General features: G+C 63.9%; 26 protein-coding genes and 1 tRNA gene. 15 read left to right on the forward strand and 12 right to left on the reverse strand.

The features are described 5' to 3' along the window. The first annotated feature begins 157 nt into the window (after positions 1–157). Genes CUJ91_RS14845 through CUJ91_RS14855 form a run of 3 tightly spaced genes read left to right on the forward strand, consistent with a single transcriptional unit; the run spans position 158 to position 2,390 of the window. Entirely contained in the window at positions 158–604 is a 447-nt protein-coding gene (locus CUJ91_RS14845; protein WP_006049968.1) for a nuclear transport factor 2 family protein, read from the forward strand. Positions 605–643: 39 nt separating this feature from the next. Beyond that, complete coding sequence (locus tag CUJ91_RS14850) at positions 644–1,807, forward strand: YheT family hydrolase (RefSeq protein WP_114156457.1); 1,164 nt, start codon at positions 644–646, stop codon at positions 1,805–1,807. Beyond that, positions 1,800–2,390: a DUF2946 family protein gene (locus CUJ91_RS14855; protein WP_006049966.1), complete on the forward strand. Its 591-nt coding sequence runs from the start codon at positions 1,800–1,802 to the stop codon at positions 2,388–2,390. The genes CUJ91_RS14850 and CUJ91_RS14855 overlap by 8 nt, the downstream gene beginning before the upstream one ends. Before the next feature lie 61 nt (positions 2,391–2,451). Here CUJ91_RS14855 and CUJ91_RS14860 read toward each other — a convergent pair whose 3' ends face one another. Continuing rightward, complete coding sequence (locus CUJ91_RS14860; RefSeq protein WP_114156458.1) at positions 2,452–4,182, reverse strand: M48 family metalloprotease; 1,731 nt, start codon at positions 4,180–4,182, stop codon at positions 2,452–2,454. A 173-nt stretch (positions 4,183–4,355) separates the two neighbouring features. Between CUJ91_RS14860 and moaC the strand changes: the two genes are divergently transcribed. After that, a complete protein-coding gene (moaC, locus tag CUJ91_RS14865) occupies positions 4,356–4,832 on the forward strand; it encodes a cyclic pyranopterin monophosphate synthase MoaC (RefSeq protein ID WP_029968179.1) in 477 nt (158 codons plus the stop codon). Positions 4,833–4,884: 52 nt separating this feature from the next. Here moaC and CUJ91_RS14870 read toward each other — a convergent pair whose 3' ends face one another. From CUJ91_RS14870 to recA, 8 genes are all read right to left on the reverse strand, one after another. Next, complete coding sequence (locus CUJ91_RS14870) at positions 4,885–6,663, reverse strand: PglL family O-oligosaccharyltransferase (protein ID WP_006049963.1); 1,779 nt, start codon at positions 6,661–6,663, stop codon at positions 4,885–4,887. Between the two features lie 163 nt (positions 6,664–6,826). Next, complete coding sequence (locus CUJ91_RS14875; RefSeq protein WP_029968183.1) at positions 6,827–7,459, reverse strand: pilin; 633 nt, start codon at positions 7,457–7,459, stop codon at positions 6,827–6,829. A gap of 145 nt (positions 7,460–7,604) precedes the next feature. After that, positions 7,605–8,309, reverse strand: a complete 705-nt coding sequence (locus tag CUJ91_RS14880) for a TerC family protein (RefSeq protein WP_006049961.1) — start codon at positions 8,307–8,309, stop codon at positions 7,605–7,607. Positions 8,310–8,453: 144 nt separating this feature from the next. After that, complete coding sequence (gene sucD / locus CUJ91_RS14885) at positions 8,454–9,335, reverse strand: succinate--CoA ligase subunit alpha (RefSeq protein WP_006049960.1); 882 nt, start codon at positions 9,333–9,335, stop codon at positions 8,454–8,456. Positions 9,336–9,466: 131 nt separating this feature from the next. After that, positions 9,467–10,636, reverse strand: coding sequence for an ADP-forming succinate--CoA ligase subunit beta (gene sucC, locus CUJ91_RS14890; RefSeq protein ID WP_006049959.1), 1,170 nt, complete (start codon positions 10,634–10,636; stop codon positions 9,467–9,469). Positions 10,637–10,665: 29 nt separating this feature from the next. Further along, positions 10,666–11,370, reverse strand: a complete 705-nt coding sequence (locus CUJ91_RS14895) for a DUF2889 domain-containing protein (RefSeq protein ID WP_006049958.1) — start codon at positions 11,368–11,370, stop codon at positions 10,666–10,668. 248 nt (positions 11,371–11,618) lie between these two features. Continuing rightward, positions 11,619–12,482 carry a recombination regulator RecX gene (recX, locus tag CUJ91_RS14900; RefSeq protein WP_114156459.1) on the reverse strand — a complete coding sequence of 288 codons (864 nt, stop codon included), beginning with the start codon at positions 12,480–12,482 and terminating at the stop codon, positions 11,619–11,621. 7 nt (positions 12,483–12,489) lie between these two features. Then, positions 12,490–13,563, reverse strand: a complete 1,074-nt coding sequence (gene recA / locus CUJ91_RS14905) for a recombinase RecA (protein WP_006049956.1) — start codon at positions 13,561–13,563, stop codon at positions 12,490–12,492. A 233-nt stretch (positions 13,564–13,796) separates the two neighbouring features. Here recA and CUJ91_RS14910 point away from each other — a divergent pair, with 233 nt between their 5' ends. The 5 genes from CUJ91_RS14910 to CUJ91_RS14930 all read left to right on the forward strand — a co-directional run bounded on the left by CUJ91_RS14910 (position 13,797) and on the right by CUJ91_RS14930 (position 18,648). Next, positions 13,797–14,576, forward strand: coding sequence for a response regulator transcription factor (locus CUJ91_RS14910; protein ID WP_029968189.1), 780 nt, complete (start codon positions 13,797–13,799; stop codon positions 14,574–14,576). Positions 14,577–14,584: 8 nt separating this feature from the next. Beyond that, positions 14,585–16,132, forward strand: coding sequence for a sensor histidine kinase (locus tag CUJ91_RS14915; protein ID WP_114156460.1), 1,548 nt, complete (start codon positions 14,585–14,587; stop codon positions 16,130–16,132). A 217-nt stretch (positions 16,133–16,349) separates the two neighbouring features. Further along, entirely contained in the window at positions 16,350–18,008 is a 1,659-nt protein-coding gene (locus CUJ91_RS14920) for an MFS transporter (protein ID WP_114156461.1), read from the forward strand. A gap of 115 nt (positions 18,009–18,123) precedes the next feature. Further along, a tRNA-Met gene (locus tag CUJ91_RS14925) sits at positions 18,124–18,200 on the forward strand. A 106-nt stretch (positions 18,201–18,306) separates the two neighbouring features. Next, positions 18,307–18,648, forward strand: a complete 342-nt coding sequence (locus CUJ91_RS14930; RefSeq protein WP_107708598.1) for a hypothetical protein — start codon at positions 18,307–18,309, stop codon at positions 18,646–18,648. Positions 18,649–18,672: 24 nt separating this feature from the next. Here CUJ91_RS14930 and CUJ91_RS14935 read toward each other — a convergent pair whose 3' ends face one another. Continuing rightward, complete coding sequence (locus CUJ91_RS14935) at positions 18,673–19,380, reverse strand: FadR/GntR family transcriptional regulator (protein ID WP_114156462.1); 708 nt, start codon at positions 19,378–19,380, stop codon at positions 18,673–18,675. A gap of 93 nt (positions 19,381–19,473) precedes the next feature. On the opposite strand from CUJ91_RS14935, the gene dgoD reads away from it, so the two are divergent. The 3 genes from dgoD to CUJ91_RS14950 all read left to right on the forward strand — a co-directional run bounded on the left by dgoD (position 19,474) and on the right by CUJ91_RS14950 (position 21,534). Then, entirely contained in the window at positions 19,474–20,622 is a 1,149-nt protein-coding gene (gene dgoD, locus CUJ91_RS14940; RefSeq protein ID WP_006049950.1) for a galactonate dehydratase, read from the forward strand. A 331-nt stretch (positions 20,623–20,953) separates the two neighbouring features. Continuing rightward, complete coding sequence (locus CUJ91_RS14945; RefSeq protein WP_114156463.1) at positions 20,954–21,256, forward strand: hypothetical protein; 303 nt, start codon at positions 20,954–20,956, stop codon at positions 21,254–21,256. A gap of 17 nt (positions 21,257–21,273) precedes the next feature. Continuing rightward, positions 21,274–21,534, forward strand: coding sequence for a YodC family protein (locus CUJ91_RS14950; RefSeq protein WP_374710140.1), 261 nt, complete (start codon positions 21,274–21,276; stop codon positions 21,532–21,534). Positions 21,535–21,779: 245 nt separating this feature from the next. Here CUJ91_RS14950 and CUJ91_RS14955 read toward each other — a convergent pair whose 3' ends face one another. Both CUJ91_RS14955 and copC read right to left on the reverse strand, forming a co-directional pair. Beyond that, entirely contained in the window at positions 21,780–22,709 is a 930-nt protein-coding gene (locus CUJ91_RS14955; RefSeq protein WP_029968194.1) for a CopD family protein, read from the reverse strand. Continuing rightward, on the reverse strand, positions 22,706–23,083 hold the full coding sequence (gene copC / locus CUJ91_RS14960; protein WP_114156745.1) for a copper homeostasis periplasmic binding protein CopC: 378 nt from the start codon (positions 23,081–23,083) through the stop codon (positions 22,706–22,708). The genes CUJ91_RS14955 and copC overlap by 4 nt, the downstream gene beginning before the upstream one ends. 405 nt (positions 23,084–23,488) lie before the next feature. Between copC and CUJ91_RS14965 the strand changes: the two genes are divergently transcribed. From CUJ91_RS14965 to trhA, 3 genes are all read left to right on the forward strand, one after another. Continuing rightward, positions 23,489–24,220: a c-type cytochrome gene (locus CUJ91_RS14965; RefSeq protein ID WP_029968196.1), complete on the forward strand. Its 732-nt coding sequence runs from the start codon at positions 23,489–23,491 to the stop codon at positions 24,218–24,220. A gap of 21 nt (positions 24,221–24,241) precedes the next feature. Continuing rightward, positions 24,242–25,540: a c-type cytochrome gene (locus CUJ91_RS14970; RefSeq protein WP_006049944.1), complete on the forward strand. Its 1,299-nt coding sequence runs from the start codon at positions 24,242–24,244 to the stop codon at positions 25,538–25,540. 131 nt (positions 25,541–25,671) lie between these two features. Continuing rightward, positions 25,672–26,292: a PAQR family membrane homeostasis protein TrhA gene (trhA, locus tag CUJ91_RS14975; protein WP_006049943.1), complete on the forward strand. Its 621-nt coding sequence runs from the start codon at positions 25,672–25,674 to the stop codon at positions 26,290–26,292. Positions 26,293–26,317: the final 25 nt, after the last annotated feature.

The raw sequence follows: 26,317 nt of genomic DNA on the forward strand, positions 1-26,317 counted from the left end.
CTTGCACGCAACACCGCACGCCCCTCAGCGCGTCGCGTCATGTTCGCGCCTTGCGGCGCGGGCATTCTGGCGCTCGGGTGCGAATGTCCGGCGCACCGGACTGTCCCGCTGACCGCTGCCTTGCAACCGCGCGCCGCGCACAAGAGACTGACGAGCCATGCCACGTTTTGCCCATATCTTCGAAGCCGCCGCCGATACCCTCAACGCCTATTACCAGGCCGTCGCCGAGGTCAATATCGACAGCCTGATGGGCCTGTGGATCGATGAGGAGTTCGTGAGCTGCATTTGCGCCGACGGCTCGCATCTGCACGGCCTCGAAAGCATCCGCACGGGCTTGCAGATCCAGCTGGAAACCGCGCCGGTCTCGATCGAGCCGCTCGACATTCGCGTCTACGACAGTCTCGGCACGGTCGTTTATGCGATCGCGGAAGCGCATCGTCCGGTCGATCCGAAAGCCACGCCGGCGATGGTCTTCACCACCTACGTGATGGTCCATGAACGCGGCGAATGGCGCATCGCGCACATTCACGCGAGCCCGATGCCCAATGAAGCAGCCAGCCAGTTCGCGACCAAGATGCGGCACGGCCAAGGGTCGCTTCACTGACGCGCGCTCCGCGCCGCCACACTCTCGCTTGAAGCCGGCATGAGCACGCCCCGCAGCAAGTCCCCGTGGGGGACGCCACAAGAGCGCCCCGCTCCCGACGACGCGGCTCGCCCCGCGGCGGCTGTCGAAGCCACTGTGCAAGCAAGCGTCGAAGCTGCAGTCGAAGCCACCGTCGAGGTCGCCAAAGACCTGCTCTATCGTGCGCCGCTCTGGTTGCCGAACAAGCACGTTCAAACCATCGTGCCGTCGCTGTTCGCGCGCCGCCCGAGCGTGTCGTTTCGCCGCGAGCGCTGGGACACGCCTGACGGCGATTTCATCGACGTCGACTGGGTTCGGCACGACAACGCGCCAGCCTCGGTCATGACAGCAGACGCGGCGCTTAGTCAGAGTCCCTCAGCCGAAGCGCCGTTGCTCGTCCTGTTCCACGGCCTGGAAGGCAGCTCCGCCTCGCATTACGCATCGTCGTTGATGGCGGCCGCACGCGAATATGGCTGGCACGGCGTGGTGCCGCACTTTCGCAGTTGCAGCGGCGCGCTGAACCGCTTGCCGCGCTTCTATCATCTGGCCGACAGCAACGAAGTCGACTGGATTTTGCGACGCCTGCGCGCCGCGCATCGCGGGCCGCTCGTCGCCGCGGGCGTGTCGCTCGGCGGCAATGTGCTGTTGCGCTGGCTCGGCGAGCGGCGCGAAGATGCGGCGTCGGTCGTCCACGCCGCCGCTGCGATCTCCACGCCCATCGACGTGCACGCCGGGGGCCGCGCGTTGTCGCAAGGCTTCGGCATGATCTACACGCGCAGCTTCCTCAAGACGCTCAAGCAGAAGGCCGACCAGAAGCTCGTACAGTTTCCCGGCCTGTTCGACCGCGGCGCGATGCTCGCGAGCCGTACGATGTACGAGTTCGACAACGTCGTGACCGCACCGCTGCACGGCTTTCGCGATACCGACGAGTACTGGAGCGTGGCCACCACGCGGCCGTTGCTGCCGCACATTCAGGTGCCCACGCTCGTCCTGAACGCGCGCAACGATCCGTTCCTGCCCGCCGAGGCGCTGCCGTCGCGGCATGAGGTGTCGGCGGCGGTGGAGCTCGATCAGCCGAGGCATGGCGGTCACGCCGGCTTCATGACCGGACCGTTTCCTGGCCGGATCGACTGGTTGTCGCGGCGCGTGTTCGGCTATCTGGAGCAGCACGTCGATCATGGATGACATCGTCAAACAGGCGTTGGCCAAGTGGCCGAACGTACCGGCTTGCACCGGCTGGCTCATGCTCGACCGGCGCGGCCAGTGGCGCATGCGCGACGAAGCCGCGCAGGCGAGCGGATCACCCGGCACGCCGATCCGTCACGAAGCGCTGCTCGGCTTCATCAATCGCAATTACGAGCGCGACGAACGCGGGCAGTGGTTCTTTCAGAACGGACCGCAGCGCGTGTATGTCGAGCTGGGCTATACGCCGTGGGTCGTGCGTTTGTCGGTCGAGGCGGACGGCGCGCTCGCGCTGAAAGATCAGGTGGGCAATGGTTTCGAACCGTCGGCCGTGTTTGCCGACGATGAGGGCGGGATTCTGTTCGCTGGTGCTTCCGATCCTGGCAATCCCTCAGCGCCGCCGCGCATCGCCGTTCTGCACGATCACGATCTCGAAGTTTTCGCGGACCACGCGACGCTCGCCGACGACTCCCTGAGCGGCGAGTTCCACTGGAACGGCGGCGTCACGTTGCCGCTTCAGCCGATACGGAGCGAAGAAGTTGCGTCGCGCTTTGGGTTTGTGGCGAGTCCGGCTGCGATGGTTTGAGGTTCGGCATCTCGTCGCGCAGCTTGCATGCTTCAGAGGAGCGGGTTCATGAACTTCGCGCCTAACCCTTCTCATCCAGCCGCTCTTCCTTGTAGCGGTTCTCCATCTCGTGCAGCCTCGCGTCGACGGTAGCCAGATCGTAATAGCCGATCGTCTTCATATCGCGCGCGTCCTTTAATTGGCGGATCGCGGACGGCCACGCGCCTTCCAGCGCGAATTTCTCGGCAAGCGCGCGATGACGCGTGAGCGCATCGCCCGTCCCCGCGCTCGCCTGCGCCAGATACAACCACCACGCCGGCTGATCCGGCTGCGCGCGCGTCTCCTTCTGCGCCAGCGCCTGCGCCTCGGCGAATCGCCGCAAGCTCAGCAAGGTGCGAATGTGCATGTCGATGGCGGCGTTCGATTGCGGCCAGCGCTTTTGCGCGAGATCGGCAAGACGCACCGCGTCTTCGTCGCGGCCGGCACGCCGCGCGATGTCGGCGGCGAGCACGTCGAGACTTGGGGAAGTGCGCGCGGCGTCGCCGTCCGCCTGTGCCCCAGCCGAAAACACCGCACGCGACGACGCCAGCGACGAAGCCGCGTCGTCGTAACGCTCGAGCAGCATCTGACCGTATGCGATGCCATACCAGTTCGCCGCGACGTTCAGCGCCGTGCGGTCTTCGATCTCCGAGCGCATGCGCGAAATCTCGTCGGCGTATTCGCTGCGCGAGCGGTCCTGCAGCAAGCGCGCCCGCGCGCGCACGAAACCGTACTCGGCCACCTGATGCGGTTGCCGGTATGGCGCACGCCGCGCGCGATCTTCCATGTCGGCGATCCGCTCGCCGGTCAGCGGGTGCGTGCGCGCGTAGGCCGGAATGCCGGTATCGCTCATCGCCGCACGGTCGAGACGGGCGAAGAACGCCGTCATCGCGTACGGATCGTAGCCCGCGCCGGCGAGCAGCAAAAAGCCGACGCGGTCCGCCTCGTGCTCGGCGGAGCGCGAAAAACGCAATTGATTGTCGACGGCGTAAGCCTGACCGCCGATCGCAATCGCGCTGCCCAGGTCGCCGCTATGCGCAAGCACGCCCGCGAGAACGCCGAACAGCATGCCCGCGAGCGCCGCGTAGCCGCTGCGCTCGCCGGTGGTGATCATCCGCGAGATATGGCGTTGCAGGACGTGGCCCATCTCGTGGCCGAGCACGGACGCGAGTTCGGATTCGGTTTGCGTCGCGACGATCAGCCCCGTGTTCACGCCGATGAAACCGCCGGGCAGCGAAAACGCGTTGATCTGCGCGTCGCGCACGGCGAAGAGATCGAAGTCCGGCCGATAGCCGCCGATATACAGCGCGTTCGCCGCTGCGGCGAGTTTCGCGGCGACCGAATTCAGATAGTCGCGCACCAGCCAGTCGTCGAGATAGTCGGGGTCGCGCCGCAAGTCGCGCATCACGCGTTCGCCTAGCTTGCGCTCGGCTTGTGGCGTGAGCGTCCCCGCGCCGCCGCTGCCGAGGTCGGGCAATTGCTGCGCGACGATCGGCGCACGCCAGCCGCCGGTGCCACCGCCGTTGGCCCCGCGGTTCGCGCCCGAGTTGCCGGAGAAGCGGCTTTGCGCGCCGCCGTACACGCCGAATACGCCTTGCGCGATGTCGGGCGGCACGATCGGATCGGCGTATGACTCGACCGGCCCGCTGACGAGCGGCGGCTCAGCGGACTGCACCGGCGCAGCGCCGGACGCCGCGCGTGTCTGCGCGAACGCGCCAGGCGGCGCGGCCAGCGCAACACAGAGCAACGCAGCAAGAGACCGTTTCAGACGCATTGCGAGTTCGTATGACGGAGTCGAAAGCGACGCCCGCCGCTCGGATCATCGCGCGACTAAGATAGCGGGCATGGCGCAATTGTAATCAGTCGACGCACTCATCCGGCAGGCCGGCGCCGGGCCGGGCGGGCGCACCGCACTGCTATGATAGGCGCCCTCTGAAGGAGCCAACCATGCCTGAACTCACTCATTTCGACGCTGCCGGCGACGCGCATATGGTGGACGTCGGCGGCAAGCAGGAGACGAAGCGCATCGCCATCGCGCGCGGCTCGATCCGCATGCTGCCCGAAACCTTCGCGCTGATCCGTGACGGCAACGCAAAAAAGGGCGACGTGATCGGCGTTGCGCGTATCGCCGCGATTCAAGGCGCAAAGCGCACGGCGGATCTGATTCCGCTGTGTCATCCGCTCGCGCTGACACGCGTGAAGGTGGACTTCGAACTCGACGACGAGACGCCCGCCGTGCATTGCACCGCGCAGGTGGAAACGCTAGGCAGAACCGGGGTCGAGATGGAAGCGCTCACCGCCGTGCAGGTCGGGCTGCTGACGGTGTACGACATGTGCAAGGCGGTGGATCGCGGGATGACGATCACCGATGTGAGGGTGATGGAGAAGCATGGTGGGAAGTCGGGGGATTGGGTGGCGGCGTAAGGCGACGCTCGCGATCACGCTCCTCCTCCGATACTTCCACCAAAGACGCGCCTCACTCCTCGTCGTCTTCCTGCTCGACATCGCCCGACGGCAGACCGTAACGCTTGACGAGTTCCGCCTTGAAGCCGGCAAGCGTCTTCTGTTCATCGCAGAGTTGATACAGATAGCTCAACTGCGACGGCCAGTCTTTCAGTTCCTCGGCGAAGATTTTCAGTCGCTCGACGGTATCGAATGCCGCGGCCGTGTCTCCGCTCAACGCCTGTAGCACCGCATAACGACGCAGCACGGTTTCGCCTGGCAACAGCGCCATCGCCTGACGATGCATCGCGAGCTTGTGCTGAAGGTCCATCGAGTTCATCGGCAACAGCGTTGCCATGCCGTACCCGCCCCACGCCCGGAAAAGGAACGACGGGTCCGCGCGATATTGCTCGGCCGGACGCGAGCCGTAGTACAGCACCTCGGCGCGCGCGTAATCGCGGTACACCGGATAAAGCGCGGCAATGCCGCCGAACACGATCGCCGCGAATACGCCAAACGACAGACGCGCAGGCACGAGCCGCAACGGACGCGTCTCGAGCAAGCCGAACACGAACATGGCCGGCAACAGGAAGAACATGTACTGCTGCGGATATTCGACGAGCGCATGCATGACGAGCACGCCAATCAGCGCAATGCCGAATACGCGCCCGGCGCTCTGCGGCGCGCGCACCACACGCACCAGCCACGTGACGAGGCCGAACAGCACGATCGCAAGTCCGATCAGGCCGGTTTTCGCGAGCAGATCGATAAAGACGTCGTGCGAATTATTGGCGATCTCGACGCCGCCGAGCGTCTTCGCGTACTGATACTGATAGCTCGGAAACTCGCCCCAGCCGACGCCCAGCAACGGATGCGTGCGGAACATCGTCCAGCCGTATTTCCACAGCGCGAGCCGCGGCGCGATCTGGCCGGCGTCCTTGAAACGATCCGCCGCCGACTGCCCGAGTTCGAGGTGATAGCGCACATTGGCCCAGCGAATCAGCGCATTCACGACGAAGAACAGCACAGCGAGCGCAATGGGAATCAGCCATTGCCGATGACTGCGGCGCAACTGCGGTTCGGCGCGGGTCTGCGCGAACGCCATCCAGAAACCAGCGACGACGATCACACCCATTTGCAGCCACGGGCCGCGCGAGACCGTCAACGCGAGCCCCACTGCAAAGATGGTGGAGACGAGAGCCCAGATCGGGACGGCGATCCGGCGCGTCTGCACGAGGAACAGCGCGCCCGCCATCGCAAACGCGATATACGTGGCGAGGTGGTTCGCCTGCGCCATGTTGCCGAACGGCCGGCGCTCGACCGTCACGTTATACGCGACCACGAGCGGCGACACGCGCGTCTCCAGGTGAAAGAGCTGGATGACCTGGCAGAACACCGCAAACAGCCCGCCGACGACCAGCGCGCAAGCCGCCCAGCGCAACGCGGTCTCGCTGAGCTTCGCGCGCGCGAAGCCGTAGCCCGCGTGTGTCGCCATGAATGCAGCCAACAGAAAGCCGCCGCCGAGCCAGTTCATCGACGGTTGCGAGACCGGCAGCAGCACCGACTGCGCGACCAGCAACAGCCCGAACAGCAGCGGCACGAGCGCCACCACGGGCGACGCAAAGCCGATGCGCGGCTGCGAACCCGCGACCAGCAAGACCACGCCGGCGCCCATCAGCAGGTACAAAGCGAGGGCTGTGAATTCAGCGTAGAACGTCGGAATCGGATAGGTATGGTTGACGACTGCATAAGGCAGCACCAACGCGAGAGCCAACAGAATGAGAGAAAGGTAGCGCGCGAAAGGTGTGGGCATCGAGTAAGCGGGTGGGCGTCAGCAACCGGCGCACTATACAAAAAAATCCTTGCGCTGTGCGCCGGCTGGGCCGAAATATCCCGAAAATCAGCGATTTACGTTTGAACGGCTAGCTACCCGTGCGTGCGTCGCGCGTGTCGCGTGTCGCATCACGCGTGTTGCATTACGCGCGGCACTCGGGAGGTGCGAGGTGTGAGGGCAAGGTCGGCGCCTGCGCGGGCATCGGACCTGCGCCCGGCGCCGGCAACGACGACGCGGTCTTGCCGCCGGCAAAGCATTCCCACGCGAGCGCGCCCGCCTGCACCGAGCCCTTCGCCAACGAGACGCGCGCGGTGGGCGCATCGATGTTGTCGGGCACCGACGGCACGAGCGTGATCGTGTTGGAGCCAGCAGGCGCCACGCGCGTCGTGAAGGCGACGGTGATCTGGCCGCTGTCGTCGTCGACATGAACGGACTCGACGTTGCGCGTCGCGGGCGGCGACGCGTAGCCGCCACCGAACGCGTTGCCGCTCGCCGCGTTTTCCGACACGGCAAGACGCGCCGACGACGCGAGCGACAGTCCCTCGCCCACCCGGCTGCGCGCGAGGTAGTCCTGATACGCGGGAATCGCATAGGCCGCGATCACGCCGACGATCGCCAGCACGATCATCAGTTCGATCAGCGTGAAGCCGAGACCGAGGCGCGAGCCGACGCGGCGGCACGCTCGCGCGAGTGTTGCGGACCAGCGCGCTCGCGCGAATCGCGAGTGCGCCAGCGTGGATTGCGAATAAGGGGAATAAGGCAAGGTGACGATCATCGGCAGGCTCCTGAAACGAAAAGCGCCTGCTCCACGAATCGGGAACAGGCGCTTTGATCGTAGCGAGCGACGCTCGTCTCGGACAGTCAGCCGAATGGCTAACGTTGAACCTGGAACGCACGCAGGTGTGATGCTTGGCGTTCCTTCAGGCCGCCGCGGATTTCGCGTTGCGGCGCTTGATCACATAACCCAGGATCACGACGAACAGCGCGCCTGCGATGCTCATGCCGTATTCGGCGAGCGGCGTGTCGAGGACCGGCCAACGGTCGCCGGCCGGATCGTTGATGATGAGCCCGCCCGCGATCCAGCCGAGCAACGCGGCGCCGAGCGTGATGACGATCGGGAACCGGTCCAGCAGTTTCAGCACGATCTGGCTGCCCCATACGATCAACGGGATACTCACCACGAGTCCGAAGATCACCAGCGCGAGGCGATGCTCCGGGTCAGCGGCCTCGGCGGCGCCCGCAATAGCGATCACGTTGTCGAGACTCATCACGGCATCGGCGACGATGATCGTCTTGATCGCCGAGATGAGCTTATCGGCGGGCTTCACGTTTTCGTGCGCGTCGTGCGCCGGCGCCATCAGCCGGACGCCGATCCACAGCAGCAACAGCCCACCCGCGAACTTCAGCAGCGGCACGTCGAGCAGCGCGACCGCGAACGCGATCAGTACCACGCGCAGCAGGATCGCGCCCGCAGTGCCCCACAGCACGCCCTTCGTGCGCTGCGCGGGCGGCAGGTTGCGGCAGGCCAGCGCGATCACGACGGCATTGTCGCCACCGAGCAGAATGTCGATGACGATGATCTGAATGACTGCGCCCCAATGGAGCGTGGCGAGGAACTCGAGCATGAGCAAAAGAATAAGAAGGAAGCGGACGCGCGGCCAATAAAAAAGCGGAGGAGTGTTTAACTCCCCCGCTTTTGAGAACGCACGCTACGAAAGGATCTCGTAAGCGTATCAAAAAAGGCGCTCGAACTGGGCGCCAGTTTCGATTTACAGCATTGCCTTCAGAAGACGCGCCATTTCCGACGGGTTCTTCGTGACCTTGATGCCGCAGGCGTCCATGATTTCCAGCTTCGCTTCGGCCGTATCCGCACCGCCCGAGATCAGCGCGCCGGCGTGGCCCATGCGCTTGCCCGGAGGCGCCGTGACGCCGGCGATGAAGCCGACCACCGGCTTCTTCATGTTGCCCTTGATCCACTCAGCCGCGTTCGCTTCGTCCGGACCGCCGATCTCGCCGATCATGATGACGGCGTCCGTATCCGGATCGTCGTTGAACATCTTCATCACGTCGATGTGCTTCAGGCCGTTGATCGGATCGCCGCCGATACCGACTGCCGACGACTGGCCGAGGCCGATCGCCGTCAACTGGCCGACTGCTTCATACGTCAGCGTGCCCGAACGCGACACGACGCCGATGCGGCCCTTGCGGTGGATGTGACCCGGCATGATGCCGATCTTCAGCTCGTCCGGCGTGATCGTGCCCGGGCAGTTCGGTCCGAGCAGCAGCGTCTTGCGGTTTTCGCGACGCATGCGGTCCTTGATCTCGATCATGTCACGGACGGGAATGCCTTCCGTGATGCAGATCGCGAGATCCAGGTCGGCTTCGACTGCTTCCCAGATTGCAGCAGCAGCGCCTGCCGGCGGAACGTAAATCACCGACACGGTCGCGCCCGTTTCAGCCTTGGCTTCAGCGACGCTTGCGTAGATAGGAATGCCTTCGAAATCTTCGCCGGCCTTCTTCGGGTTCACGCCTGCGACGTACGCTTCGCGGCCGTTTGCGTATTCACGGCAAGCACGCGTATGGAACTGACCGGTCTTTCCGGTGATGCCCTGCGTGATGACCTTGGTGTCTTTGTTAATCAGAATCGACATGTATTGACCTCTGTTCGTTTGGCGTCACACGATGGCGCGACGAGCAACGAGGCGGAACGTTCTCGCCCGCGTTGCCCGTGCGCTACCGTGCGCCGCCATTCGTAATCCTGGTAAACGCCGTGGGAGGCTGATTACGCCTTGCCCGCGGCAGCCGCGACGACCTTCTGAGCCGCTTCTTCCATGCTGTCAGCCGAGATGATCGGCAGACCGGAATCGGCGAGCATCTTCTTGCCCAGGTCTTCGTTCGTGCCCTTCATGCGGACCACGAGCGGCACCTTCAGCGACACGGCCTTCGACGCCGCGATCACGCCTTCCGCGATCACGTCGCAGCGCATGATGCCGCCGAAGATGTTGACCAGAATCGCGGTCAGGTTCGGGTTCTTCAGCATGATCTTGAACGCTTCCGTGACCTTCTCCGTCGTGGCGCCACCGCCCACGTCGAGGAAGTTCGCCGGTTCGCCGCCGAACAGCTTGATGGTGTCCATCGTCGCCATTGCGAGGCCCGCGCCGTTCACCAGACAGCCGATGTTGCCGTCGAGCGAGATGTACGCGAGGTCGAACTTCGACGCTTCGACTTCAGCCGGATCTTCTTCGTCCAGATCGCGATACGCGACGATTTCCGGATGACGGAACAGTGCGTTCGAATCGAAGTTGAACTTGGCGTCGAGTGCGATGACCTTGCCGTCGCCCGTCAGGATCAGCGGGTTGATTTCGGCGAGCGATGCGTCGGTTTCCCAGAACGCCTTGTAGAGGCCTTGCAGGATCGCGCGTGCTTGCGGGATCGACGCGTCGGGCACGCCGATCTTCTTCGCGAGGTCGTCTGCTTCGGCGTCCTTCAGGCCGGTCGACGGATCGACGGCAACCTTGTGGATCAGCTCGGGCGTCTTTTCCGCGACTTCCTCGACGTCCATGCCGCCTTCGCTCGACGCCATCACGACGATCTTCTGCGAAACACGATCGATCACGAGGCCGACATACAGTTCCTTCTTGATGTCCGCGCCTTCCTCGATCAACAGACGGTTCACCTTCTGGCCTTCCGGACCAGTCTGGTGTGTGACGAGCTGCATGCCGAGGATCTGGTTCGAGTACTCACGAACCTGATCCAGCGACTTGGCAACCTTCACGCCGCCACCCTTGCCACGGCCACCCGCATGGATCTGAGCCTTCACGACCCACACCGGGCCGCCGAGCTCTTCCGCGGCCTTGACCGCATCATCCACCGAGAAGACCGGCTTGCCGCGCGGTACCGCGACGCCGAATTTCCGCAGGATTTCCTTACCCTGGTACTCGTGAATCTTCATGCGTGATTCCCTTCAGTCTGAGAGTTGGATTAAACATCGCTTCCGCTACCGTCCAACATGCCGGGCGCATTGCCCCTGCCTTCGTGGCGGGCCGCCCCGTTGTCTGGCGATGCCGGGCGGTCTGCTGGGCGTGGCGCATGGCCATACCAGCGCGGGTAAAACTGCTGCACTGCCTCCCCGTCGAAACGCAGCGCGTGGCAGCGTCCCAACTGGAATGGCGGTTTTTCGTTTAGACGTTCGGCGGTGCCGTCGGTCGACTCGCTTTCTGAACTTGCACTCGCGCCTGGCGTGCTGTCACCGGTGTTCCATACGTCGCCGGCGAACGCCTGGATCGCTGCGGTCGGCAGGATCGCGCACAGCTCGGTGAGATGCGTGCAACCCGCCGTGCCGGCCAGCAAACGGGCAGCATCGCGACGGAAGTTGTGGAACAGATTGAGCCCGATGAGGGCACGATAGGCGGGATTGCTGGCTTGGCAGAGCCCAGGATAGGGCACCCAGTCGGACGACGCTTCGGCGTCGACGACATTGAGCTTGCGATCGATGGTGATGCGAAGCCAGAGTTCATGGATCGGTTGACCATTGGGCCGGACGCCCGACGCAAGGACCACGTCGCGTGGCTTTTCGTCGGTCAAGCACGCTTCCACATCCCACAGGCCATCGGCTCGTTCATAAGCTTCCGCCCGGATTGCGCGACGATGGCGCAATTGACGGGGCACTGACGAGGAAAGCGGCATGCGGAAAGGAAAGGCCGAATTGGAAAACGCGTGAATTTTAGCATACTGGGTATTCGGGACAGCCCGGAATGCGGCGGGGACGGCCTGCTGGCCGGTTATGGGTGGGGTTATGGCTGGAGTTGGTGGTGGGAAGGTTGGGTTGAAGCGTTAGTGCGGGTGATGCGGTTGGTGGGACTTGTGGTGCTTGTCCTGCTTCTGGCGCTTCGCGGCACTTTCCGCCGTTTCGCGTCATTTCGCGCCCTTCACCGTTATTCACCGCTCCATTCTTCGTCGATACCTTTGAGGATTTTGCCGATCGTCGCGCCAGAAAAGCCGCGTGACGCGAGAAAGCGCGCCTGCTTCGCGCGCTCAGTCGCGGTCTCCGGAAGCTGACCGAACTTCTTGCGCCATACGGCCTGGGCGCGCGCCAGTTCCGTTTCGCGTAATTGAGCGCTCGCTTCGTCGACGAGCGTGCGATCCACCGCGTGCTGCTTCAATTCGCCAACGATGCGGCTCGCACCCAGTCGCGACGAACGACGATGAATCAGGCTTTCGGCGAAGCGGGAATCGGATAGCCAGTTTTCGGCTTCGAGCGTGTCGAGCAGCGTCTCAAGCGAATCGCTTTCTTCGACGAATGGCTTCAGCTTGCGTGCAAGTTCGCTGCGGCTGTACTCGCGGCGCGATAGGTAGCCGAGCGCGCGTCCTTTGAGCGAACGTGCTGGGCGTTGGGATTTTTTTGCTTCGCTTGGGGCGGGATCTGCGTCGCCGGGTGTTTGGTCTGAGGCAGATGTGCTGCGTGAGGTGCCTGACCCATGCGAACGAAGCGAGCTGCGTGAGTTGTTACGCGAGTTGCGTGAGCCGCGCGACTCACTCGAGCGCGTGTAGGTAGGCTCAGCGGACTGGTCGGGCTGGCTTGAAGACAGCGCGCGCCGCGGGCCACGGCCTGCGGCGCGATCGTGTGCGTCGAACGGTTCAGACGGATCGAACGATTCAGGCCGATCGAACGGATTAAAGCGATCCGATGTTTCGGATAGATCCGCATGCGCCGAACGTTCGGGCGAATCGCTCCCGTCATTACGCGGGCCGCCCACGTTGCGTCCAGAATTGGACAATGGCCGGCCCTTGCGTATCACGTAGTGGTTACTCTTCGTCCGCGACTTCTGCGCCTGCGCCGGTCACTGCCTCGGCCATTGCATTCACACCCAGCGATTCGCGGATGCGGTTTTCGATCTCACGAGCAATGTCCGGATTTTCGCGCAGGAATTCACGCGCATTGTCCTTGCCCTGGCCGATACGCTCACCGCTATAGCTGTACCACGCGCCGGCCTTGTCGACGATTTTGGCCTGCACGCCCAGGTCGATAATTTCGCCCTGACGCGAAATACCCTCGCCGTACAGAATGTCGAAGATCGCCTCGCGGAACGGTGGCGAAACCTTGTTCTTGACCACCTTGACGCGCGTTTCATTGCCGATCACTTCGTCGTTCTTCTTGATCGAGCCAATGCGGCGAATGTCCAGACGCACCGACGCATAGAACTTGAGCGCATTACCGCCGGTGGTGGTTTCCGGATTGCCGAACATCACGCCGATCTTCATGCGGATCTGGTTGATGAAGATCACGAGGCAGTTAGTACGCTTGATCGTGCCCGTGAGCTTGCGCAGCGCTTGCGACATAAGACGCGCTTGCAGACCCGGCAGCGAGTCGCCCATTTCGCCTTCGATTTCAGCCTTCGGCACGAGCGCCGCGACCGAGTCGATCACGATCATGTCGATCGAGCCCGAGCGCACCAGTGCGTCGGCGATTTCCAGCGCCTGCTCGCCCGTGTCCGGCTGCGACACCAGCAGGTCGTTCACGTTCACGCCGAGCTTGCCCGCGTATTGAATGTCCAGCGCGTGTTCCGCGTCGATAAACGCTGCCGTGCCGCCGATCTTCTGCATTTCCGCGATGACTTGCAGCGTCAGCGTGGTCTTACCCGACGACTCCGGACCATAGATTTCGACCACGCGGCCACGCGGCAAACCGCCGACGCCCAGCGCGATGTCGAGGCCGAGCGATCCGGTGGAAACGACCTGGATGTCTTCGACTACCTCACCTGCGCCGAGCCGCATGACCGACCCTTTGCCGAACTGCTTTTCGATCTGCGCGAGGGCGGCAGCGAGTGCCTTGCTCTTTTCAGCAGTCAGTCCAGCCGAGCCTTTCTTGCTTTCTTCCATGAATCGTCCTTTGCTATGATGAACGGCGTCTGAGGCAGATGTGTCGTCCAGTTTTGAAGGACAGCACACGAAACTCAGACACTGTATAAAAAAACAGTGGTTTTGGCAAGCGTGATTCTGATGCGAACGCGCATTTTTACTGTCGCGCCGCCCAACCACCCACAATGATTCGGAGACCGCTGTGCGCCGCGGGGACACCCGAGGTGCCGGCCAAGGCCCTGAGCTGGCGCATCATGCGAATTCTGATTGCCGAAGACGACAGCATACTCGCGGACGGCCTGGTTCGATCACTCCGCCAATCGGCCTATGCCGTGGATCACGTGAAGAGCGGCGTCGAGGCCGACACCGCGCTGTCGATGCAAAGTTTCGATCTGCTGATTCTCGATCTCGGCCTGCCGCGCATGTCCGGGCTCGAAGTGCTGCGCCGCCTGCGCGCGCGCAATTCGAACCTGCCGGTGCTGATTCTGACCGCCGCGGACAGCGTCGACGAGCGCGTCAAGGGCCTCGACCTCGGCGCCGACGACTACATGGCCAAACCGTTTGCCCTCAACGAACTCGAAGCGCGTGTACGCGCGCTCACGCGGCGCGGCGCGGGCGGCGGTCCGACGATCGTGCGGCACGGTTCGCTGGGCTTCGATCAGGTGGGCCGGATCGCCTATATCAACGATCAGGTGATCGACCTGTCCGCGCGCGAACTGGGTCTTCTCGAAGTGCTGCTGCAACGGATCGGCCGGCTGGTTTCGAAGGAACAGCTCGTCGACCATCTTTGCGAATGGGGCGAGGAAGTCAGCAACAACGCAATCGAGGTCTATGTGCACCGGCTGCGCAAGAAAATCGAGCCGAGCGGCGTGCGCATCATCACCGTGCGAGGGCTCGGCTACTGCCTCGAGAAAGCGGTCGCGCCCGCGAATGCCAGTGCGAATGCGGCGGCAACCACACCCGCCGAGCCCGAACCGGCACCATCGCCGTCAACGCCGGCCGGCGGAATGCCGGCGAGTCACCACTACAAATAGAGCACATCATGTCCGCACGCGCAGATCGCGCGACGGCCCGCGCGGCGGACCTCGACGAGGCGCGCGACGAGCGCTACGCCAATCCGTTCGCCCCGCCCGACGAAACCGAAGCCGCCGCCGAGGCGCGCCCCCGCTCGCTATTCGGCGAAATTCTCGACTGGATGCTCGCGCCTTTGCTGCTGCTCTGGCCGATGAGCCTGGCCGTCACTTATCTGGTCGCCAAGTCGATCGCGAACGGGCCGTTCGACCGCGCGCTGGAAACCGACGCCTACGTGCTCGCTCGGCAGATTCATCCGGTCAACGGCGTGGCCGAACTGACGCTGCCCGATTCCACGCGCGACTTTTTGCGGACGGACAACGTCGACAGTGTTTTCTATCAGGTGCTCGGCACGCGGGGCGAGCTGGTGGCGGGCGAGCGCGACATGCCGCTGCCGCACGAAGACGACCGGCCGCAACCGGGCCTTGTCGCTTTCCGGGACGACATGCTGCGCGGCAACGACATCCGCGTGGCCTATACGACGGTCGAATTCCCGCAGACGCCCGGCGCGGAGCCGGTGCTCGTGCAGGTCGCCGAGACGCTCGACAAACGCAGCCAGCTCGCCAACGACATCATCAAAGGCGTGATCCTGCCGCAGTTCGTGATCCTGCCGCTCGCGATCCTGCTCGTGTGGTTCGGCCTTTCGCGCGGCCTCGCGCCGCTGCACGCGCTGCAGGCGCACATCCGCGCGCGTCGGCCCGACGATCTGTCGCCGCTCGAGGCGCGTCGCGCGCCGCCGGAGATCGAGCCGCTCGTCACGTCGTTCAATGATCTGCTGACGCGCCTCGAGCAGAACATGGAATTGCAAAAGCGCTTTATCGCCGACGCCGCGCATCAGATGAAAACGCCGCTCGCCGGCCTGCGCACTCAGGCCGAGCTGGCGCTGCGGCAAGACGCGTCGGCGGAAGTGCATCGCTCGCTCGAGCAGATCGCGACAAGCTCCGAGCACGCGGCGCGGCTCGTCACGCAACTGCTTGCGCTCGCGCGCGCCGAAAACCGCATGTCCGGACAGATCTTCACGCCGGTGGAAGTGACGGAAGTCGCGCGCAATGCCGTGCGCGACTGGGTGCAGGCCGCGCTCGCCAAGCAGATGGATTTGGGCTACGAGGCGCCGGAAGAACCCGTCGAGGTCGACGGCAATCCGGTCATGCTGCGCGAGATGTTGTCGAACCTGATCGACAACGCGATCCGCTACACGCCGGCGGGCGGCCGCATCACCGTAAGAGTGAGGCGCGACGCCGCCGCGCGGCTCGTGCATCTCGAAGTGGAAGACACTGGCATCGGCATTCCAGCCGCCGAACGTTCGCGGGTCGTCGAGCGCTTTTACCGGATTCTCGGCCGCGAAGGCGACGGCAGCGGCCTAGGGCTTGCGATCGTCCGCGAGATCGCGACGATGCACGGCGGCGAGCTGACGATCGACGACAACGTCTATCAATCCGCGCCGCGGCTCGCGGGAACGCTGGTGCGTGTCAGTTTGCATGTGCTCGAGCGGGGCAGGACTTACCCTAACGCGGGCTGACAGCCATAAGCCGCCAAAGCCAAGTTGTCCGGCGTTCACAGCATATTGCACGGCGTTGAACCAGAATTGACCTATTTTCACGAACCTTCGTCGCGGGTTAGCAAGCCGCCGGCGCAACCATTCACGTCAGTAGGCCGTAAGTTTTCACTCCAATAATCGGTTGCACGGAACGCCGCGGGCCGGCGCACCGCGTGCATATCAATATTGGAGACGACATATGGCTACCGTAGGCGGACACATTTCGCCCGTGCCCATGACGCGCGATGAGAAGCGGGTGATCTTCGCATCGTCGCTAGGTACGGTTTTCGAGTGGTACGACTTTTATCTGGCCGGCTCGCTGGCTGCCTTCATCAGCAAGAGCTTTTTCTCCGGCGTCAATCCGACTGCCGGCTTCATTTTCACGCTGCTCAGCTTCGCCGCGGGTTTCGCGGTCCGGCCGTTCGGCGCGGTGGTGTTCGGGCGGCTCGGCGATATGGTCGGCCGCAAGTACACGTTCCTCGTCACGATCGTGATCATGGGCGTGTCGACGTTCCTCGTCGGCTTCTTGCCCGGCTATGCGGCGATCGGCATCGCATCGCCGGTCATCTTCATCGCGATGCGGATGCTGCAGGGCCTGGCGCTCGGCGGCGAGTACGGCGGCGCCGCGACCTACGTGGCGGAACATGCGCCGCCGGGACGCCGCGGCTTCTACACTGCCTGGATTCAGACGACGGCCACGCTCGGCCTCTTCCTCTCGTTGCTCGTGATTCTCGGCGTGCGTACGGCGATGGGCGAAGACGCGTTCGGCGCATGGGGCTGGCGCATTCCGTTCATCGCGTCGATCGTGCTGCTGGCCATTTCGGTGTGGATTCGCCTGCAACTGCATGAATCGCCGGTGTTCGAGCGCATCAAGGCCGAAGGCAAGACGTCGAAGGCGCCGCTTACCGAAGCGTTCGGCCAGTGGAAGAACCTGAAGATCGTGATTCTCGCGCTGATCGGCCTGACGGCCGGCCAGGCCGTGGTGTGGTACACGGGCCAGTTCTACAGCCTGTTCTTCCTGACGCAGACGCTGAAGGTCGACGGCGCGACGGCCAACATCATGATCGCCATCGCGCTGCTGATCGGCACGCCGTTCTTCCTGTTCTTCGGCTCGCTGTCGGACCGCATCGGCCGCAAGCCGATCATCATGGCCGGGCTGCTGATCGCCGCGCTGACGTACTTCCCGCTCTTCAAGGCGCTCACGCACTATGTGAACCCGGCGCTGGAAACGGCTACGGCCAAGGCGCCGATCGTCGTGATCGCGAATCCCGACGAATGCTCGTTCCAGTTCAACCCGGTCGGCACGTCGAAGTTCACGAGTTCCTGCGACATCGCGAAGAGCGCGCTTTCGAAGGCCGGCCTGAACTACGAGAACGTCGCGGCGCCGGCGGGCACGGCGGCGCAGATCAAGGTCGGCGATACGGTGGTGAACACGTATGACGGCAAGGCCGCGGACGCCAAGGATCAGGGCAAGACGTTCGACAAGACGCTCGCCACGACGCTGAAGTCCGCGGGCTATCCGCCGAAGGCCGACTCGTCGCAGATCAACTGGCCGATGAGCGTGGTGATCCTGACGATCCTCGTGATCTACGTGACGATGGTCTACGGACCGATCGCGGCGATGCTGGTGGAGATGTTCCCGACGCGTATCCGCTATACGTCGATGTCGCTGCCGTATCACATCGGCAATGGCTGGTTCGGCGGCTTCCTGCCGGCCACCGCGTTCGCGATCGTCGCGGCGAAGGGCAACATCTACTCGGGCTTGTGGTATCCGATCGTGATCGCGCTCATCACGTTTGTGATCGGCATGCTGTTCGTCCGCGAAACGAAAGACTCGGACATTTACGCGAAGGATTGACCGGGATCCGCCGCCCCGCAGGCCCGCGCTTGGGGGCTCATGAGGCGGCAGTTTAAAAAGTTGCGCGCCGGGGGTTGACAGCCCTCGGCGCTATCCCCATAATCTCGCTTCTTTCGGCGAATTAGCTCAGTTGGTTAGAGCGACGGAATCATAATCCGCAGGTCCGGGGTTCGAGTCCCTGATTCGCCACCAGTTGCAAGAAAAAGCCGCTGACCCACAAGGTCCAGCGGCTTTTTCGTTTCTGGCTGTCTATTTTTCATTCAGGCACCGACACTCGCAACTTCAAGGAGGATTGTTGATGACGTTCCGCACCGCCGCGCGCGCCGTGGCCATCGCATCGATCGCGCTTTGGGGCGCCGCTTCCGTGACCGTGGCTCAGGCGCAAACTCCGACCGACAACCAGTGGCGCGCAAGCCAGACCACGTTGTCGACGCTTCTGCAGAACGGCTACAGGATCGTCGCCGTCGTCAATACGCCTCGCGCCGACGGCGGCCCGGCCGATACGATCTTCGTGCAGCGCGATCAGAGCGCCTTCAAATGCATCGATTCGCAAGCCTCCGAGGCGAGCAAGAAAGCGCCGGGCTGTTATGAACTGGCGCCGTCGTCGGGCGCGGCCACGACGGGTCCGGAAGCCAAGTAAGCGAGCCGCCGGGAGCCGGCGCGATCACGCCTCGATGCGCCCGCGCGTCACGCCGAGCAGCCCCGCCATCGCGTCGCGCGCGGCGGCGGCATCACGTTCGCGAATCGCCTCGAACACGGCCGTATGTTCCGCGAGCGACGCATTGAAAACCTCCGCGCGCTTCGCATTCAGCCGAAGCTGCGCCTCGAGCGTACGTTCGATCAGTGTGCCGAGCGGAATCAGCAATTCGTTGCTGCACGCGATCAGCACGCTCAGGTGAAACTGCAGATCCGCCCTTACCCATTCGTCGACATTGCGCGCCGCGGCCATCGCCGCGTGAGCGGCGGCCAGCGCGCCGAACGTGTCGTCCGCATGCGAAGCCGCCGCGAGACCGGCGGCATACGGCTCGATCATCTCGCGCATTTCCTGCAGCTTGAGCGCGAATTGCATCGGCTCGGCGACGCGCGAATACCAGTCGAGCACATCGACATCGAGCAGATTCCACGCGTGCCTCGGGCGCACACGCGTGCCCACGCGCGGCCGCGATTCGATCAGCCCTTTCGACGTCAGCGTGCGCAGCGCCTCGCGCAACACCGTGCGGCTCACCCCCAAAGTGCCCATTAACTCCGCCTCGCGCGGCAGGATCGATTCGGGCGCGTAGTCGCCACGCAAAATCGCCGTGCCCAGCAAATGCGCGACGCGCCCATGCAGATCGTGCTGAATAGCTTTCTCCCGGCGGCGGCGCCGCTCAATATGTGGCGAATAGTACTATTAATAGTACTTTAGCGCGATTGTGCGGTAGCATGGAAACCCTCGAATATTTCGCAATGAGTGGAGACGCACGCCATGAAAATCACCAAGCTCGAAACCTTCATCGTTCCGCCGCGCTGGTGCTTCCTCAAGATCGAGACGGATGAAGGCATCGTCGGCTGGGGCGAGCCGGTGGTCGAGGGCCGCGCGCATACGGTCGCCGCCGCCGTCGAAGAACTGTCGGACTATCTGATCGGCAAAGACCCGCTTCTGATCGAAGACCACTGGCAGGTCATGTACCGCGCGGGCTTTTATCGCGGCGGTCCGATCACGATGAGCGCGATCGCCGGCGTCGATCAGGCGCTGTGGGACATCAAGGGCAAGCATCATGGCGTGCCGATTCACGCGCTGCTCGGCGGCCAGGTGCGCGACAGGATCAAGGTGTATTCGTGGATCGGCGGCGACCGTCCGAGCGACGTTGCGAACAACGCGCGCGCCGTGGTCGAGCGCGGCTTCAAGGCCGTGAAGATGAACGGCTCGGAAGAACTGCAGATCATCGACACCTTCGACAAGGTGCAAGGCGTCATCAACAACGTGGCCGCGGTGCGCGAGGCGGTGGGACCGGACATTGGCATCGGCGTGGATTTCCACGGCCGCGTGCACAAGCCGATGGCCAAAGTGCTCGCGAAAGAGCTCGACCCGTACAAGCTGCTCTTCATCGAAGAGCCGGTGCTGTCGGAAAACGCGGAGGCGCTGCGCGACATCGTCAACCAGACCAACACGCCGATCGCATTGGGCGAGCGTCTGTACTCGCGCTGGGACTTCAAGCACATTTTGTCGGGCGGCTACGTCGACATCATCCAGCCGGACGCGTCGCACGCGGGCGGGATTACGGAGTGCCGCAAGATCGCGTCGATGGCGGAAGCCTACGACGTCGCGCTCGCGCTGCACTGCCCGCTCGGTCCGATCGCGCTCGCCACCTGCCTGCAGATCGACGCGGTGAGCTACAACGCGTTCATCCAGGAACAGAGCCTCGGCATTCACTACAACCAGGGCAATGACCTGCTCGACTACATCAGGAACCCGGAAGTCTTCAAATACGAAGACGGCTTCGTGTCGATTCCGCAAGGTCCGGGTCTCGGTATCGAGGTGAACGAAGAGAAGGTGCGCGAGATGGCGAAGGTCGGGCATCGCTGGCGCAATCCGGTCTGGCGTCACGCGGACGGCAGCGTCGCGGAGTGGTGAGCGGAGCTTTGCTGACTGAGCCGGTTTGCTGACTAACTGACTAACTGACTAGCGCCGCCTGCGGGCGGCGTTCTCTTTTGTGCGTCGACAGCCGGGCGATTCGCGCGACGCAGCCACACGTTACGGCGACGTGACGCGCGGCCGTCTCAGTAACGTAACGTCCGGGACCGAAGTGGCTCCAGCGGCGCTCTCAAGACGCTCGCGCCGCTTGCCTCCGCACCCCGCAAAGCCCCGTCGACAAAGGCGCTCGCGCCCTTTGTTCGGCATCAGACAGTCACATGGCGTGGTCCTTGCTCAAATGCACTCGACAACAAAATGCATCGGGGGCTTCATGGGCGAATTCATTCCGGACTATCTGCTGCGCGAACAGGCGGCCGTCGGCGCGCTCGCGCTGTTCGGCGTGCTGCGCATCATCGGCGCGGCCATCGCGTATGAACGCGGCTGGCGCATCGCGGCGCTCGAAAAATGGTTCATCGCCGCCGCCGTCATCTATTGCATTCCGCAGCTTTTCGACGTGCTGGCGCATGTCTACGGCGCGCACGCGGCCGCAGCCGAACTCGAAGGAAAAGCGGCAGGCTGCGCGATCGCGCTCTTTAGCGCGCCGATCGTCGGGCATCGGCTGGGCCTCGAATGAATCGATCGGGCGGCCACATGCTGAACATGCTATCGACGCGCATCGCCAGAACGGCCCGGCTCGCCAGGCCGGCATACGGCGTCGGCGATGTGCTGAGGCTGAAATCGGGCGGATCGCCGATGACCGTCACATGGAGCGGTCCGGTGCTGTTCGCGTCAGGGAACTGGCTGATCTGCCAATGGTTCACCGATACGGGGGAACTGATGCAGGAGATGTTTCCCGAGGCAACGCTGGAGCCGGCGCAAGTGGAGAGGCGGTTGCCGGCTGCTGGGCAGTAGCGGATTGCCGGGTACTAGCGGATTCGCTCGCTGAGATGAGCGGCCGTGTCTACTGCGCCGCGCGTCAAAACTGCGCGGCGTTTTTTACGCGACGCGTGCGGACCGCGCGTCGCCTGAGGTGACGCGGCAAGGCGCACCGCCGCTTGTCTACGCGACGCGTGCGAACTACGCGTCGCCCGAGGTGACGCGGCAAGGCGCACAGTCACCGCCGCCTTGCCCCATCCAAACCCACCCGACCACCAACCTCACCCAAGCGCCGCAAACGCCGGCACGCTATGCGACAGCACGGCGGCCGCGACAAAAACGCCGATCAGCGCAAGCGCTTCCAGGTAAAGCACGTTGACGAAGGTATGCGCGTCCATCGTCGATGCCGTGCGGCGCAAGCGCGGCAGCGCGAGGAAGCGGTTCAGTCCGCCAAGCACCAGCGCCAGTCCGACGAGCGTGAGCTTGAGAATCAGCACATGGCCCCACGAGCTCGACTCGATCGCCAGCAACGACCCGCCCGAACCCCGCACCGCATTGAAGATGCCGGACAGGATGACAAACCCGACCGCGACCAGCGACACATTCGACACCTGCGTCGCCGTGCGGATCAGCACGCCGCGCGCCGTCGACGCGCCCAGCGCCGGCAACGCGACAAGTCCGGCCGTGATCGCGAGGCCGCCCCAGACGGTCGTCACGAGCACATGCAGCGTTTGCATCGCGATGGCCGCCGACGCGAGGCCGGCGTCCGCTGCATGTCCGAGCGACGCCTTGCCCGCCGCGATGACGATCACCGCGAGCCACAGCAGCGCATTGCGCAGCATGCCGCCGTGACTCGTCATGGCCGTGCCGAGCAAAATCAGCGCGCCGGCGAAGGCAACGCTCCAGCCATAGCCGACATGCGTTTGCGAAAGCACGGTCGGCACCATGCCGAACGCGGCGGGCAATGCCACGCCGCTCATCGACGCCGCCTGATACAGCAGCCAGCCGAGATCCGCGAGCACCAGCACGACGCTCGCCGTCAGCAACGACCGTTGCGCGCGCAACCACGCGGGTTGCGCGGGCGAGATCTTCGCCTTGGCATCGTCCGCCAGCCACGCGCCGAGCAACGCCGAACCGACGGCAAACGCAAACGCGACATTCATGAGCGCGGCCATTGCGACCTGCCCGATCCACAGTCCGTCGATGCTCATTTGACAGTGAACGCAAAGTCGCCTTGCGTGCGATGACCGTCGGTTGCAACCGCGGTCCAATGCACCGCGTAGTGGCCCGCGACCAACTGCGGCAGCGGCAGATGCATGACGCGCGCATCCTGTTTATCGACTTGCGACGCAGCCGATGCGGCCGGCTTGCCGTTGGCATCGGCGAGCGCGATCTTGCTGAACGCCGGCTCGAGCGGCTCCGTAAAGTGCAGCGTGACCTCGGCGGGTGCGGCGACTTCGGCGTTGGCAGCCGGCTCGCTGGAAACGAGATGCGCATGCGCGAATGCCGTGGACGTCAGCAAGAGCGCCGCGGCGCCGAACGCGAATGAAAGCCGCGCCGGACGAATAAGATGGATTAGCTTCATGTAAGGCCGATAGCGGTGAACAGGAAAACGGCAGTGGCCGGCAAGGCTGGAGCGGAATGCAGCAGACCGCTCGCGCCGCGCGAACAGATCGAACGCGCAGCCCGGCGCGCCCGGAAGTGTACGCTTCGATGGTCCGCGTGCGCGTGGGTTCAACATCGCGCGCAAAAGTTCGCCGGGTACAGGGCTTGCAACCGTGGACCACGCAGTAAAAAGTCGAGAAGGCGTGCATGAACATGCTCGGGCGCGGCAATGCGCGTCAAACTGTCGCACGCCTGTGACATCCGCAAGCGTCGCGCGTGCGGCAAATAGTCATCATCACCCTTCGATGATAGAATGCTGCGTCGCCGCAGCGCCGGCTGCCCTTCACACCGAGCCGCTCGAAGTTCGGTCAGGTCCCCGATTTTGATGGAGTTACGCGTGTCTTCAAGACGCATTTTCCGCCCGTTGCTTGCCCTTCTGCTGATCGGCTCCGCGGGTGTCTATAGCGCTGCGAAAGCGCAGACTCAACCGAAGGCCCCCGATACGATGGAAGCGCGCGTGCAAGGTTGCACGGCCTGCCACGGCACACACGGTCAAGGCACGGACAACGACTACTTCCCGCGCCTCGCGGGCAAGCCGGCCGACTATCTGTACAACCAGTTGCAGAATTTCCGCGAAGGGCGCCGCAAGTATCCGCCCATGAACTACCTCGTCACGTATCTCTCCGACGACTATCTGCATCAGATCGCCACGTACTTCTCGAAGCAGCGCCCGCCGTATCCGGCGCCGGCCAAGCCGACGGTTTCGTCCACCACGCTCGCGCGCGGCCAGCAGATCGTGCTGAACGGCGACGCGTCGAAGCAGATTCCGGCTTGCGCGGCTTGCCACGGCAAGAGCCTGACCGGCATGGAGCCGGCCATTCCGGGTCTGGTCGGTCTGCACTCCGATTACATCAGCGCGCAGCTCGGCGCATGGCGTTCGGGCACGCGCCACGCAATCGCACCTGATTGCATGCACACCATCGCCACGCGTCTCACCGACGAAGACGTCAACGCGGTCGCTGCGTGGCTTTCCACGCAACAGGCTCCACAAAACCCCGTGCCGGCTCCGGCCCGCTCGATGAAGACTCCGCTTGCCTGCGGCAGCGAACCGCAATAAGGCACCGGGAGAGACACTCAAATGAAACGCAAGTCTTTGTTCGCCCTCTCGGCAGTTGTCGTTGTCGCGGCTGCTGCACTCGTCCCCGTCCTGTGGTCGGGCGGCGACAATCTGCATAACGGCTCGGCCGTGGCGGCAACGCCGGCCGACCAGGCCGCGCTCGTCAAGAAGGGCGAGTACCTCGCCCGCGCCGGCGACTGTATCGCCTGCCACACGGTGCGCGGCGGCAAGCAATTCGCGGGCGGTCTGCCCATGGCCACGCCGTTCGGCACGATGTTCACGCCGAACATCACGCCTGACGACCAGTACGGCATCGGCAAGTGGACGCAGGACGACTTCTATCGCGCCATGCACACGGGCCGCTCGAAAGACGGCAGCCTGCTCTATCCGGGCTTCCCGTTCACGAGCTACACGAAGGTCACGCGCGCCGACTCGGACGCGATCTACGCGTATCTGCGTTCGGTGCCGCCGGTTGCCGTGCCGAGCCGTCCGCACGAACTCAAGTTCCCGTTCAACCAGCGCAACATGCTGATCGGCTGGCGCACGCTGTTCTTCCGTGAAGGCGAGTACAAGCCGGACCCGACCAAGTCGGTCGAGTGGAACCGCGGCGCCTATCTGATAGAAGGTCTCGGCCATTGCGGCATGTGCCACACGTCGATCAACGCAATGGGCGGCCCGGTCAGCTCGGCGGCCTTTGCCGGCGGTCTGATCCCGCTGCAGAACTGGTACGCGCCGTCGCTCACGTCGAACAAGGAAGCGGGTCTCGGCGACTGGGAAACGAAAGACATCGCCGATCTGCTGAAAACCGGCGTGTCGAACCGCGGCGCAGTGTTCGGCCCGATGGCGGAAGTGGTCCACAACAGCCTCCAGTACATGAGCGATGCGGACATCAACGCAATGGCCACGTACCTGAAGACGATTCCGCAGAAGAGCGAAGCACCTGAGCCGATGCAGCTCGAAACGTCCGAAAAGTTCGGCGGCGAACTGTTGAAGCAAGGTCAGAAGATCTACGCTGACAACTGCGCGAAGTGCCACGCGGACAATGGTCTCGGCATGCCGCCGGCCTTCCCGCCGCTCGCGAACAACCAGTCGATCCAGATGCCGTCGGCGGTCAACCCGATCCGCATGGTGCTGAACGGCGGTTATCCGCCGAGCACGGACGCGAACCCGCATCCGTACGGCATGCCGCCGTTCGCACAGTCGCTGTCGAATCAGGAAGTCGCAGCGGTCGTGACGTACATCCGTATGTCGTGGGGCAACCACGGCACGGCCGTGTCGCCGCAGCAAGTGTCCGATCTGCGTTCGGCGCCGCTCGACTAAGCAGCGTTTGTAGCATCAAGGGCGCGGCCTGCGAGATTCGCGGCCGCGCCCTTCGTTTTTTGATGACCGGTATCATGGGGTAGTTAACGTGGCAACTTTTGCCGCAATGAAACCGTGCAGGAGAAAAGACCGTGCATGTCGGTGAGCGTTTGAACAGCATTACCCACCTCGTCGGCGCCGTGCTGTCGGTGGCGGGGCTGGTGACGCTCGTGACGATGGGCGCGGTCGAAGGCGACGCGTACAAGGTGGTCAGCTTCAGCGTGTACGGTGCGATGCTGTTCGTGCTGTATGCTATCTCGACGCTCTACCACAGCGTGCGCAACCCGCGCGTCAAGGCGGTGCTGCAGAAATGCGACCACTCGGCGATCTATCTGCTGATCGCCGGAAGCTATACTCCGTTCACGCTTGTCACGTTGCGTGGGCCGTGGGGCTGGTCGCTGTTCGGCGTGAGCTGGGGGCTTGCCGCTCTCGGCATCGTGCAGGAACTGACGCTCGGGCGACGCACCCGCAGCGTTTCGATGGTGCTGTATGTCCTGATGGGATGGCTCGCGCTCGTTGCCGTCCGCCCGCTGCTGGAAGCATTACCGGCTGCGGGCACTGCCTGGCTCGTGGCCGGCGGGGTCATCTACAGCGCCGGTATCTACTTCTTCATCAACGACGAGCGCATCCGGCACGGACATGGTATCTGGCACCTGTTCGTACTGGCGGGCAGTCTGTGTCAATTCGTCAGCGTCGCGCGCTATGTCGCGTGACGTCCACGGCGGCGAAATGCAACTT

It is taken from the genome of Paraburkholderia graminis (assembly GCF_003330785.1).
Lineage (GTDB): Bacteria > Pseudomonadota > Gammaproteobacteria > Burkholderiales > Burkholderiaceae > Paraburkholderia > Paraburkholderia graminis.